Raw genomic sequence first — 12680 nt, forward strand, 5'->3', positions numbered from 1 at the left:
TTCCGCCCTTCCCCCATTCATCACTTTAGTTGAAGACTTTCGGCATAGGCCATCATCAACGGCCCGATGCCTTTGGCGTCATCGGAGACAACCGGCTCGGTCAGGTAATAATCCGGGGAGCCATCGCGATAATTGCCCTCGAAGCCGCCAAGCCCGGCAACATGGACGATGCCGGTTAGGCGGACGACACCCTCTTCATCAGCCTTGAGCCGCGTTTCCAGCAATGCATCAAGCGCCCGACGGCCAGCCGCGCGGGCAACATCCGCCTCTTTACCTGATAAGAGCCGCAACCGGCTCGCCCGCAGCAAGGCGTAAGCGAACATGGCCGAGGCGGAGGTTTCCTCGTAATTGCCGGCAAGGGCCGGATTATCGAGCACCTGCATCCACAAACCTTTTGGCGTCTGCCGTGCAACAAGTCCCGCCAGAAGCAGACGCGTCTTTTCCCGAAGCTGCGCCGTGCTGTCATCATCCGGCAGGATGACCAGCGCATCCACCAGCGCCATGGCAAGCCAGCCCACCGCACGCGCCCAGATGGCTGGCGATTTGCCGCTTGCGGGATCGGCCCAGCGCTGGTCGCGGCTTTCATCATAGCCATGGACATAAAGCCCGCCGGCATCCGCTGTCAGCGCAAGCGCGGTTGTGAATTGCCGAAGTGCATCGTCGATCAGTTCAGCGCGACCAGTCGCCTGCGCATATTCGATCTGGAAAGGCAGCCCCATATAGAGCCCATCCAGCCAGACCTGATGCGGATAACGCTTCTTGTGCCAATAATTACCCGCCTTGATGCGCGGATGGCTGTGGAGCTGGCCCGCCAGATGTTCTGCGGCGGCCAGATAACGCGCCTCACCCGTTTCCGCCGCCAGCGGAAAGAGGACGCGCCCGGCGAGAACATGATCGATATTATATTCCTCCGGCGCGTAACCGGTAAGCACTCCATCGGCCGATATCTGCGCATCAGCCAGACGATGAAGATGTTCGCTCCAGCGCCGGTCTCCGTTCGCCTGAAACAGAAGCTGCAGCCCCCGATAGATACATCCATCCTCATAACACCAGCTGCCACCCTTGTAGTGCCGGTACCGTTTTGAGAATTGATCAAAATAATCAGTGGCTTTCATGAGTTTCCTCAACAAGATTGCAACGCCTGCCAGCCCGACATGCCAAGACCCTTCAGTCAGCGATGATGGGTTTGCCCTGCCCCATCGTCTCGACTGAAATTATGCCGCAGCTGATGGTGGCAGCTTGAACAGCGCCTCAGGATTATCCACCAAAGCGCGTTGACGCGCAGCGTCATCCGGCAACCAGCCAAGAACCAGTTCCGCAAGCCTTGCATCATCGGGGTAGGCTGCGGTCTCCCTGATGGAATTATGCGGCCAATTGGTGCCCCAGACGATGCGTTCCGGCGCATGGGCCGCAATCACCCGCGAAAAGGCGGCGACGTCTTCATAGGGCCAGCTGTCGCGCGAACTTTCATAGACACCGGCGAACTTGAACCAGAGATTGCCACGGTCGATGAGCTTCAGGAGCGCCGCCATCTCCGGGCCGTCGGTCTTGATGCCCTTGAAGAACTTGCCGTGATGATCGAACACCCAGCGCGAGCGGATTTTCTCAAGACGCGGCAGGTGATCGAGCAGCGTATTGCCATCAAACTGCACCGCCACCATCCAGTCGGCGGCGTGCGCCCGCTCATCGACCGCTTCCAGCTCGGACAGGTTCACCGCACCGCCCGGCAGGTCCATGATACGCGCCCCGACGGTACCGGCAGCGGTGAGGCTTTCCATGTCCTTTTCGGTGGTTTTCGCATCAATGATGACAACCGCGCGGGCCGCTTCGCCGATTTCAGCAACGCAGGCAAGCGTATTGGCATTGTCGCGCTGGTGGGCATTGCCCTGGGTGATGATGACCCGGTCGATACCGAGCCATTGCATCAGCTTTCGGTAGTCGGCGGGACCGGGAAGCGAGCCCGGCGGCAGGCCCGGCCCGCCCGGTAAGGCGGGATAACCCGGCAGATAAAGATGCATCTGCGTATCGACGGCACCCCTCGGAAAAGCAGGGCTCGGCGCTTCACCCGTCAGCTGGCGTTCAAGCTCACTCATGCGTCCGGCATCCTGAATTCGACAAGGGCATCCCGGTTTATTTCGATGCCGAGACCCGGACCATCGGGAATGGCGACAACGCCATTGACCGCCTCGATCGGCTTGCTCAGAACCGCCTGCCGGAACGGATTATAGGTGCGGTCAAATTCCATGACCGGCTCTATCGGATTGACGCGAACGGGATCTGGCGTCATCGCCGCCATGAATTGCAGCGCGGCGGCGATCTGCACGCCCGTGCCCCAGACATGCGGCACGATGCGCACGCCATGTAACGTGGCAAGCGTGGCGATCTTCTGCGTTTCGGAAAAACCACCGCAACCGCAGAGATCGGGCTGGAGAATATCCACGGCTCCGGCGGAAAGCGCCTGCCACATGCCGTAACGCCCATGCCAGGTCTCACCGCCCGCAACCGGGATCGGCTGGCCGGCCCGCACGCGGGCATAGGCATCAAGCTGTTCGGGAACAACAGGCTCTTCGAACCAGTCGATGCCATAGTCGGCAGCGCGGTTGCCGAGCATAATGGCTTCAGTGATGGTATAACCGTGATTGGCGTCGATCATCAGCCGCATATCCGGCCCGATGGCATCGCGCACGGCGGCGATGACCCTGAGGTCTTCTTCAATGCCGAAGCCGATCTTGATCTTGCAGGCGTGAAAGCCCTCCGCCCGCCGCTGCGCCATCTCGGATGCATTATCGGACACGCGGTCGACACCATCGCGCTTGAAGCTGCCGGTGGCATAGGCGCGCACGCTTTCGCGCCAGCGCCCGCCAAGCAGCAAGGAGATTGAAGCGCCGTAATGCTTGCCCTTGATATCCCAGAGCGCGATATCGATACCAGACAAGGCAGTAAGACTGAGGCCGCGCTGGCCCTGATCGCGCAGGGCATTATAAAGCACGGCCCAGAGCTTTTCGGTCTGGCGCGGGTCCTGGCCGATAAGCCAGCCGGCGTAAGCCTGAACCACGGCGGCGTTCGGTCTGGCCGGGCCGAGGCATTCGCCCCAGCCGACCGTTCCGTCATCGCATTCGATCTCCACCAGAATATGGGCGCGACGATCAAAGCGCATGGAAGCGCTTTCAAACGGCGTGTCCAGCCGGTGTTCGAGCAGATGCGTGCGCACCGCAGTGATTTTCATGGCTCCCCTCCCGTTATGCCGTGATCAGGCTTTACGCTTGTGCGTGCCGATCAGGGCTTCGAGCATGCCGATTTCCTCATTGGTCAGGTCTTTCAGCGGCGCACGCACCGGCCCGGCGTTGAAGCCCTGCAGGCGCACACCGGCCTTGACGGCGGAGACGGCATAACCCTTGGCGCGGTTGCGGATCGCCATGAACGGATAGAAGAAATCCGTTAGGATGCGTTCGCAGGTGGCGCGTTCGCCGGCACGCAGCGCCGCATAGAACTCGTTGGCAAGGCCAGGTACGAAGTTGAAGACGGCCGAGGAATAAGTGGTGAAACCGGCGCCGAGATAGGCTTCGGCAAACAGTTCCGCCGTCGGCATGCCGCCGAGATACATCAGGCGGTCGCCCATCTTGGCGGTGATCTGGCGCACGAGGCCGATATCGCCGGTGCCATCCTTGAAACCGACAAGGTTCGGGCACTCGTCACAAAGGCGCGCCAGCGTATCGGCCTGCAGCACGGAATTGTCGCGATTATAAACCATGACGCCGATGCCGACCGACTGACACACCTTCTTGATATGGGCGTAAAGGCCTTCCTGCGGCGCATCAATGAGATAATGCGGCAGAAGCAGGATACCATCAGCACCGACCTTTTCGACCGAGCGGGCAATGTCGACGGCGATCTCGGTGCCGTAACCACAGCCGGAAACGATGGCGGTTTCGCCGGCCACTTCCTTGGCGGCGGAAACGATGGTGGGGATTTCATCCGGCTTCAGCGAGAAGAACTCGCCAGTACCGCCGGCGGCAAACAGCACCGGGGCTTTATAGCCGGCGAGCCATTCGACATGCGCCCTGTAGCTATCGGCCGCAAAACGACCCTCGGCATCGAAATGGGTGACCGGGAAGGACAACAGACCGGAGCCGAGCGCCGTCTTGATTTGTTCAGGGTTCATCATCGAAATTCCTCTGCAAGTTCACTGACTGAAAGCCACCTAAGCCGCTTGCCGCACCTTTGTCAACAACTCATCATACATCTTGTATGATGAATTTCGAAAATCTGCCACAGATTAACGCGCCAGCCAGCCGCCATCGACATTGAGAATGGCGCCATGCACGTAATCCGCCGCCGGCGACGCCAGAAATACCGCCGCGCCGGCAATATCCTGCGAGTGCCCCCAGCGACCTGCCGGAATGCGCTCGAGAATGGCCTTGTTGCGGGCGGCATCCGCACGCAGCGCCTCGGTATTGTTGGTTTCGATATAACCGGGGGCAATGGCATTCACATTGATGCCCCTGGCGGCCCACTCATTGGCCAGAAGCTTGGTGAGACCGGCAACGCCATGTTTCGCCGCTGTGTAGGACGGCACGCGGATGCCACCCTGAAACGACAGAAGCGAGGCGATATTGACCACCTTGCCGGAGCGGCCTTTCGCCAGCAGCTCTTTGGCGAAAGCCTGCGTGGTGAAAAACAGCGCTTTCAGATTGACGTCCATCACCTCATCCCAGTCGAGTTCGGAAAACTCGACGGAATCGGCGCGGCGGATGATGCCGGCATTGTTGACGAGAATATCGAAACCGGCGTCAGCAAAACTGTCCTTCGCCGCCAGCGGATCGGCGAAATCGATGAGCAGTGCGCTCGCCTTGCCGCCTTCTTTTGCGATGATATCAAGCGTTTCATCCGGTGCGCGGCGGGCGGCGCAGACCACCTCTGCGCCAGCGGCGGCAAGACCAACAGCAATCGCCTGGCCAAGGCCGGTATTTGCGCCCGTCACAAGCGCCTTGCGCCCTTCAAGCGAAAAGGGGTTTCTCATTTCAGATCCCCCGGCTGGATGAAGTCCATGTCGGTGTAATCGACATTGTCGCCAGCCATCGCCCAGATGAAGGTGTAAGAGCCGATGCCGGCGCCGGAATGGATGGACCAGGGCGGCGAAATGGCGCCTTCTTCGTTGGAAATGAACAGATGGCGGGTCTCCTGCGGCTCACCCATCAGATGTAGCACACGCGACTTCTCATCCATGCCGAAATAGAGATAGGCCTCCATGCGGCGGTCGTGAATATGCGAGGGAATCGTGTTCCAGACCGAGCCGTCCTCCAGCATCGTATAACCCAGCACCAGCTGGCAGCTTTCCATGACCAGCGGGTGGATGAACTGGTTGATGGTGCGCTTGTTGGAGGTTTCCGTCGCGCCGAGCTTGACTTCCTTGCTGTTGGCAAGCGTGACGAGCTTGGCCGGCAGGCTGCGATGCGCCGGGCAGGAAGTGATGTAGAACCGGCCAGCGCCGTCAAAGGTGACAGCACCGCTGCCCGCACCGAGATAAAGCACATCGCCGCGATTGAGCGTGTAGGTCTGCCCGCCGGCGCTGACGGTGCCGCTCTCGCCGATATTGACGATGCCCATTTCGCGACGATCGAGGAAGGACGGCGTCTTGGTTTCTTCCACCTTATCCAGCGTCAGCGGCGCACCATCAGGCACCGCGCCACCCATGACGAACCGATCGTAATGGGTGTATATCAGCCTGATTTCACCGGAACGGAACATGTCGTTGGCGAGGAAATGCCGGCGGAGCCCTTCGGTATCCAGCGTTTTTGCATATTCCGGGTTCACGGCCTGCCTTGTTTCGACGGTCAACATCAAACTCATCCTTCATGATTGTTGCGTATGGCACATAATATATGTTATCCGCTTTTTGTACGATCTGTATGACAAGGTCAAGAGGCGCCGCCATATCTCGACTGCGTCGGAGACGGCAAAGCTGAGGGAGAATGGCAATGAAACGGCTTCTTGTTACCGGTGCGGCGGGCCAGCTTGGCCGCGTCATGCGTGAACGTCTCGCACCGATGGCCGAGATATTGCGTCTTGCCGATCTCTCCCCGCTCGATGCGGCCGGTCCGAACGAGGAATGCGTGCAATGCGACCTTGCCGATGCGGATGCCGTGAATGCGATGGTTGCGGGTTGCGACGGCATCGTTCATCTGGGTGGCATATCGGTGGAGAAGCCCTTCGAGCAGATCCTTCAGGGCAACATCATCGGGCTTTATAATCTCTACGAGGCCGCCCGCGCCCATGGCCAGCCGCGGATCGTCTTTGCCAGCTCCAACCATACGATCGGTTATTATCCCCAGACCGAGCGGCTCGGCCCCGACGTTCCGGTGCGTCCGGACGGGCTTTACGGCGTCTCCAAATGTTTCGGCGAGAACCTCGCCCGCATGTATTTCGATAAATTCGGACAGGAGACGGCGCTGGTGCGCATCGGCTCCTGCACGCCGGTGCCCAATAATTACCGCATGTTGTCCACCTGGTTTTCATATGATGATTTCGTGTCGCTGATCGAGGCGGTGTTTCGGGCACCAGTGCTCGGCTGCCCGGTTGTCTGGGGGGCGTCGGCCAATGAAGCCGGCTGGTGGGACAACTCGCATCTCGGCTTCCTGGGCTGGAAACCGAAGGACAATGCCGAGGCCTTCCGACAGCATATTACCGAGACCACACCGAAGCCGGACCCGAAGGATGCGTTGGTGCGGTTCCAGGGCGGCACGTTTGTCGACAACCCGATCTTCAAACAAAGCTGAGTGATCAGCGGGATTGCAAGCCGGGCCGCGAATAACGTATCGAGGACATCCGGACGCAACCCCGCACCCTTTTTAGAACGGCGACACAGATGACAAAAGCGACAACCTCCGAACCGGCAGCTCCACAGGGCAGAACGCTTGTGGTGAAGGTTTCGGAGGAACTCCGCAGCCAGATCGCCAAGGGCCGTTACAAGACGGGTGACCGCCTGCCATCGGAAGCGCAGCTGACGCAGGAATTCGGCGTGAGCCGCACCGTGGTGCGCGAGGCGATTGCCTCGCTGCGCTCCGACGGTCTAGTGGAGCCGCGTCAGGGCGCTGGCGTCTTCGTGCTGGAGCCCGCGCCCACCGAGCGGCGGCCTTTCCACAATATCGATCTCGCCCGCGTCTCGTCGCTGATCGAGATGCTGGAATTGCGCACCGCCGTGGAAGGCGATGCCGCCGGCCTTGCCGCCATTCGCCGCTCACCGGCGCAGGAAGAAAAGATCATCGAGGCCTTCGACGCTTTCCGCGCCAGCGCCGCCAGGGGCATTCCGACGGCCGAGGCCGATTTTGCCTTTCATCTCGCCGTGGCCGAAGCGACCAACAATCCGCGCTTCAGCGAGTTTCTGCAGGTGCTTGGCCCAACCGTCATCCCGCGCCGCGCCGTGGCTGATAATGGCGCAGAAACCGTGCTTTCACCCGCCGATCTCAGCCGTCTCGTCGGCGAGCATGAAGCGATCCTGATCGCCATACAGGATGGCAACGAGGATGCGGCGCGCAGCGCCATGCGCAACCACCTGAAAAGCAGCCAGACGCGTTATCGCGCCATGCTGCGTGCGCCGCGCTGAAAATCAATATTGCAAGACAGAGGAGAACGACATGCAGCAGCTTCCCAAATTCCCCACCGTTTCACCCGATGACGGCGTGGAACGCACCGTGCTTTCCGAAGCACCGGAGCTGATGGTCGTGTCCTTCCGGTTCAAGACCGGCGCAGAAGGCAAGCTGCACAGCCATCCGCATGTGCAGTCCACCTATGTCGCCAGCGGCAGCTTCCGCTTTTACCGCGATGGTGAGGCCTATGACCTGCAGAAAGGCGACAGCCTCGTCGTTCCCGGCCATATCGAACATGGCTGCCTGTGTCTGGAAGAGGGTGAACTGATCGACTGCTTCACCCCACGTCGCGACGACTTTCTCTAAAGGCAGGAACGGCGGCAGGCCGTCACTGCCGTGACAGATCCCTGAGAGTGCGTGACAGGCTGTTCATGCACTCCGCACCTGACGATGTGACGAGGAACTGATCCTCGATCATCAGCGCCCCCAGCCCTTCGCCATAAAAAGGCGCTTCGAGTGCGACCACCATGCCGGGAAGGATGATTTCCGGATTGTCATGGGAAAAGAACGGCCATTCCTCGATACCCACGCCGCCGCCGACGGAATGGCCGAAATGACCGCGATAATATTCGCCGAAACCTTGCCTGCGCATCGAGGCCAGCATGGCCGCGTGCACCGCGCCAAAGCTGTTGCCGGGGCGGATCGCTTCCAGCCCGCAGGCGAAGGCTGCCTCCAGCGCCTTGAAAATATCGGCAGCAAGAGCCGAGACTGGTCCCCACGAAAAAGTTCTTGCGCCATCGGACGAGTAACCGTCGACCAGCGTGCCGACATCGGCCTTGATAAGCGCGCCCGGTGTGACCGCTGCCGTCATATCCGACAGGGCCGGACCGACGGAAATATAGTCCCACTGCCCACTCAGCGAAAAACCGGATTTCGCGGCATGTGCCTGCGCGCCGGATTTCCAGGCTGCTGAGAGTTGACCAAGGGCTGCTCCCGGTCGGACGGCGGCCGCCATCTCGACCAACCCTGCCTCAGCGGCGGCTGCCGCCTGCCTGAGAAGTTTGATCTCGCGTTCGGATTTCACCGCGCGCAGGCGTTTCAGCACCGTCGAACCGTCCACCCAGTTCACATCGGGAAGGGCCTGACGCAACGCGAAAAAATCAGCTGTGGGCATGAATTCAAGGTCGGCACCCAGACGCGCCGAAGACAGCCCGCGCTCCCGCAGCAGATCAGAGAGCAGGGTAAAGCAGCCGGCGCGATCAAACGTCTCCGGCCTCGGCCCGCCGGAAGCGTTGCGGCGATATGCCTCGTCCACCTGCGCGATATTTTCGGCACCCGACAGATCGACCATGTCGATCCAGATGCGATGGCAGCGCAGATCGACATCCGGGGCAGCCCTTCTGATGATCGGCGCGGCATGATCGCTGACAACAGCGGCAAGCCCCGCCCCGGCATCGGCAGGCACCAGCGCAATCGCAGAACCCGCCCTGCCCCACATCGTCGCCACGCCGGCGTGCGCGCCGACCGCATAACGGAAGGCTTCGGGCTGGAACAGCACCAGCGCATCAATCTCCGCATCCCGCATCAGCTGCTGCGCACGGCTTCGATCGATATCGCTCATGGGAACCCCGGTGATTGTTTGGCTGCGGTGTTTCGCGGCAGGTTTATGAACCTAAGCTTTAGCAGTCACCGGAAGAGGAAAGAAGATGGAAGATGACATCTACATCCTGAGAATCGTCAGTGGGACCGAGCGGATGCCCCTTGTTCTTCTCCCCGCCGGGGAGAAGTCCGCGGCAGCGGGATGAGGGGGCGAGCTCGCCGTAATCCGGCAACGTTGCCCCCTCATCCGACCCTTCGGGCCACCTTCTCCCCGGCGGGGAGAAGAAACGTGTGGCACCGTTTTTTACCTATCTCATGGAGGCGGCGAATAAACCCGCCGCCTCTCTTCCTTTCAAGCCTCCAGCCACTTCACCTGCTCATCCGTCAGCGCAATATCCAGCGCCGAAAGACTGTCTTCCAGCTCCGCAATCGTGCGCGGCCCGATCAGCGGAATGACCGGGAAAGGCTGGGCGATGACATAAGCGAGCGCGATATGGATCGGGTGGCGGCCGAGTTTTTGCGCAAGCTCGATTGCCCGGTCGCGGCGGACGAAATTGCGGTCGGAATACCAGACGCGGACGATTTCCTCATCGTCATGCTTGTCGCGCCCTGCCCGGTCGGTGAAGAAACCGCGCCCCTGGCTGGACCAGGCGAAATTGGGAATCTGGCGTGATTGCAGCCATGCCTTCCACTCGTCGTCCGATGCCGCAACGCAGCCTGCCCAGATGGGATCGAGCATTTCGGCAAGCGAGAAATTATTGGAAAGCGCGCCGGGCGCCTGTTTGCCGTTGTTCTGCGCGTAGGCCGAGGCCTCATCCATTCGCTCACGCGTCCAGTTCGAGCCGCCGAAAATGCCGCGAATGCGGCCGCGCCGGACTTCGGCATCCATGGCATCGACAAATTCGCCGACCGGCACGTCGGGATTATCGCGATGCATGAAATAGGCATCGACATAATCCGTTTTGAGCCGTTCAAGCGACTGGTCCAGCTGTCTGGCGATGACGTCAGGATAGCAGAGCGGCGAATGTGCGCCCTTGCCGATCAGCACGATCTCCTCACGCGGCACATTGCGGCTGGTGTGCCAGTCGCCGAAAATCGCTTCGGTCCTGCCTGCGCCGTAGACATAGGCCGTATCGAAGAGATTGCCGCCCGCCTCGTAAAAGGCATCAAGCGTCAGGGATGCGGAGGCGAAATTGGGGAAGAATTCGAAACCGAGCGCGACCACGGAAGCGGGCTTGGCAAGGCCCGGTATCTGCCGCTTCGGAACGGAATTTCCGGCAACGACCTTGCCACCGGCGATATTTCCGATGCGAGATGTCGCCTTTTCGATGCTGTATTCCAGCCCGACGGAAGCCCGCCACTGGTCCATGACACGCAGATTGCCGAGGCTGTCGGCCCAGGCCATGCCGGGTGCCGCGAATTCATGTCTGCCCTGGCGGATTGCCTCACCCGCCGCATCCACCTCGAAGGAATAAAGCCAGCGATCCTCGGGCAATTCGATGGTTTCGACCTTGTCGCCCCTGATGATATCGATCCGGCCGGTGCCGCCCTTGTGGCCGGCGGCGAACCAGAAATCCTTGACCTCGATGCGCCCTTCCGAGCCGATGATGCGCAGCACATTGTCCTGCGCCGCCATGATCGAGCAAGAGACTTCGGCGACGATGCCGTTTGCGAATTTCAGCACGGCCGAGGCCCATTCATCAACGCCCGACTGGCCGAGATGCGCCGCACCCGCAACCTTTTCCGGTTCGGCAAAAGGTTTTCCATCCACGGCACCTGCGATCATCCGCACCATGGAAACCGGATAACCGCCGACATCCAGAATACCGCCGCCCGCCGTTTCATTGGCAAAAAGCCGGTGATCGGCCCGGAACGAACCCATGTTGAAACCGAAGCTGGAGCGGATGATGCGGATATCGCCCACCGCCCGGGCCTTCACCAGTTCCAGCAATTTCGCCGTCTGCGGATGCAGGCGGTACATATAGGCCTCGCCGGCGAAGACGCCTGCCTTTTTCGCCTCGTGGAAAATGGCGTCGGTATCATAGGCCGAGAGCGCGATGGGTTTTTCCACCAGCACGTGTCTGCCGGCCCGGATCGCCTTGATCGCCCATTCGGCATGGCCGGTATGGGGCGTGGCGATATAGACGGCATCGATAGCGGGATCGGCAAGCAGGGCATCGTACCCATGGATGATGCGCGCGCCGGCAAAAGCTTCTGCAAGGCCGGGCTTGTCCGGATTGCGGGTGGCGATGGCCTCTAACCTGCCGGTGCGGGAATGGGCGATACCGTCAGCAAAGGTTCTGGCGATGGTGCCCGGGCCGATGATGCCCCAGCGGATCGGTTGTTCGGTCGTCATGAAATCCTCGTCTTTCATATCAGTCTTGGGTGCTTGGGAAAGGGTTCAGCGCAGGCGTTCGCCCTTGCTATCGAAAAGGAAAGCCCGGCGGGCAGAAAGGCCGACAGTCAGCCGGTCGCGATTGCCGACATCGCGCGATTCCGGCCGTTCGATGATCAGCTGCTCGCCGCCTTCGGTTCGGGCATAGACATAGCTGGTATTGCCGAGATGTTCGGCGACATCGACATGCACGGTGAGATCGGCATCACCCCCGCCCGCATCGGCAAAATGCTCCGGCCGGATGCCAAGCGAGACCTTGGCCCCCTCGTTGACGCCTTCCTTTATCGGCAAAGTCAGCCGCACCGCAGGATCGCTGTCGAGAGCGAGCGTGACGCTGTCGGCGCCGCTGCCGATGATGGTGGCGTCGAGAAAATTCATCTTCGGCGAGCCGACGAAACCGGCAACGAAGCGGTTGGCGGGATCGTCATAGAGATCGAGCGGCGCGCCGACCTGTTCGATATTGCCCGCCCGCAGCACAACGATCTTGTCGGCGAGCGTCATCGCCTCGGTCTGGTCATGCGTCACATAGATCATCGTGGTGCCGAGCTGCTTGTGCAGGCGCGAGATTTCCACACGCATCTGCACCCGCAATTCCGCATCGAGATTGGACAGCGGCTCGTCGAACAGGAAGACCTGCGGTTCGCGCACGATGGCGCGGCCGATGGCGACGCGCTGGCGCTGGCCGCCGGAAAGCTGTTTCGGCCGGCGCTGCATCAACTCGTTGATCTGCAGAATTTCGGCGGCGCGGTTGACCCGCTTTTGCGTATCGGCCTTGGGGTTACCGTTCATTCTAAGGCCAAAGGAGAGGTTTTCGGCCACCGTCATATGCGGATAAAGCGCATAGGACTGGAACACCATGGCAATGCCGCGATCTGCCGGGTCGGCATCACTGACCGTTCTGCCGCCAATCACGATATCGCCACCGGAAATATCCTCCAGCCCGGCGATCATTCTGAGAAGCGTGGATTTGCCGCAGCCGGAGGGACCGACGAAAACGACGAACTCCCCGTCCTTTACCTCCAGATTTGCGCCATGGATCACTTCCAGCGCGCCGTAACGCTTGACCACGTTGTTGAGCGAAAGTTCCGCCATGCGGCCCC

Annotated in this window: 12 protein-coding genes; 3 read left to right on the forward strand and 9 right to left on the reverse strand. The window is 60.7% G+C overall.

Annotated features, from left to right (window positions below; all coding sequences use genetic code 11):
* Positions 1 to 20: 20 nt before the first annotated feature.
* The 6 genes from EXN68_RS23690 to kduI all read right to left on the reverse strand — a co-directional run bounded on the left by EXN68_RS23690 (position 21) and on the right by kduI (position 5841).
* On the reverse strand, positions 21 to 1115 hold the full coding sequence (locus EXN68_RS23690) for a glycoside hydrolase family 88/105 protein (RefSeq protein WP_142843220.1): 1095 nt from the start codon (positions 1113 to 1115) through the stop codon (positions 21 to 23).
* A gap of 99 nt (positions 1116 to 1214) precedes the next feature.
* A complete protein-coding gene (locus EXN68_RS23695) occupies positions 1215 to 2093 on the reverse strand; it encodes an amidohydrolase family protein (protein ID WP_142843221.1) in 879 nt (292 codons plus the stop codon).
* Complete coding sequence (locus EXN68_RS23700; RefSeq protein WP_142843222.1) at positions 2090 to 3226, reverse strand: D-galactarolactone cycloisomerase; 1137 nt, start codon at positions 3224 to 3226, stop codon at positions 2090 to 2092. Before EXN68_RS23700 ends, EXN68_RS23695 begins: the two co-directional genes overlap by 4 nt.
* A gap of 24 nt (positions 3227 to 3250) precedes the next feature.
* Positions 3251 to 4162, reverse strand: coding sequence for a 5-dehydro-4-deoxyglucarate dehydratase (gene kdgD, locus EXN68_RS23705; protein WP_046800501.1), 912 nt, complete (start codon positions 4160 to 4162; stop codon positions 3251 to 3253).
* A gap of 114 nt (positions 4163 to 4276) precedes the next feature.
* Entirely contained in the window at positions 4277 to 5020 is a 744-nt protein-coding gene (gene kduD / locus EXN68_RS23710) for a 2-dehydro-3-deoxy-D-gluconate 5-dehydrogenase KduD (RefSeq protein ID WP_142843223.1), read from the reverse strand.
* The gene (kduI, locus tag EXN68_RS23715; protein WP_065116534.1) at positions 5017 to 5841 is read right to left on the reverse strand and encodes a 5-dehydro-4-deoxy-D-glucuronate isomerase; all 825 of its coding nucleotides are present in this window, start codon (positions 5839 to 5841) and stop codon (positions 5017 to 5019) included. Before kduI ends, kduD begins: the two co-directional genes overlap by 4 nt.
* Before the next feature lie 137 nt (positions 5842 to 5978).
* On the opposite strand from kduI, the gene EXN68_RS23720 reads away from it, so the two are divergent.
* The 3 genes from EXN68_RS23720 (at position 5979) to EXN68_RS23730 (ending at position 7952) form a co-directional block, all read left to right on the forward strand.
* A complete protein-coding gene (locus tag EXN68_RS23720) occupies positions 5979 to 6776 on the forward strand; it encodes an NAD-dependent epimerase/dehydratase family protein (RefSeq protein WP_142843224.1) in 798 nt (265 codons plus the stop codon).
* Between the two features lie 89 nt (positions 6777 to 6865).
* Positions 6866 to 7603: a FadR/GntR family transcriptional regulator gene (locus EXN68_RS23725; protein ID WP_142843225.1), complete on the forward strand. Its 738-nt coding sequence runs from the start codon at positions 6866 to 6868 to the stop codon at positions 7601 to 7603.
* Positions 7604 to 7634: 31 nt separating this feature from the next.
* Positions 7635 to 7952 (forward strand): cupin domain-containing protein, encoded by a 318-nt coding sequence (locus EXN68_RS23730; RefSeq protein ID WP_110760129.1) that lies wholly within the window; start codon positions 7635 to 7637, stop codon positions 7950 to 7952.
* 22 nt (positions 7953 to 7974) lie between these two features.
* Here EXN68_RS23730 and EXN68_RS23735 read toward each other — a convergent pair whose 3' ends face one another.
* The 3 genes from EXN68_RS23735 to EXN68_RS23745 form a co-directional block, all read right to left on the reverse strand.
* Positions 7975 to 9207, reverse strand: a complete 1233-nt coding sequence (locus EXN68_RS23735; protein ID WP_142843226.1) for a M24 family metallopeptidase — start codon at positions 9205 to 9207, stop codon at positions 7975 to 7977.
* Between the two features lie 330 nt (positions 9208 to 9537).
* Positions 9538 to 11541 (reverse strand): aldo/keto reductase, encoded by a 2004-nt coding sequence (locus EXN68_RS23740; protein WP_142843227.1) that lies wholly within the window; start codon positions 11539 to 11541, stop codon positions 9538 to 9540.
* 45 nt (positions 11542 to 11586) lie between these two features.
* The gene (locus EXN68_RS23745) at positions 11587 to 12672 is read right to left on the reverse strand and encodes an ABC transporter ATP-binding protein (protein ID WP_065656174.1); all 1086 of its coding nucleotides are present in this window, start codon (positions 12670 to 12672) and stop codon (positions 11587 to 11589) included.
* Positions 12673 to 12680 lie beyond the last annotated feature (8 nt).

This window comes from Martinezella rhizogenes (assembly GCF_007002745.1).
In the GTDB taxonomy this organism is placed as follows: Bacteria; Pseudomonadota; Alphaproteobacteria; order Rhizobiales; family Rhizobiaceae; genus Agrobacterium; species Agrobacterium cucumeris.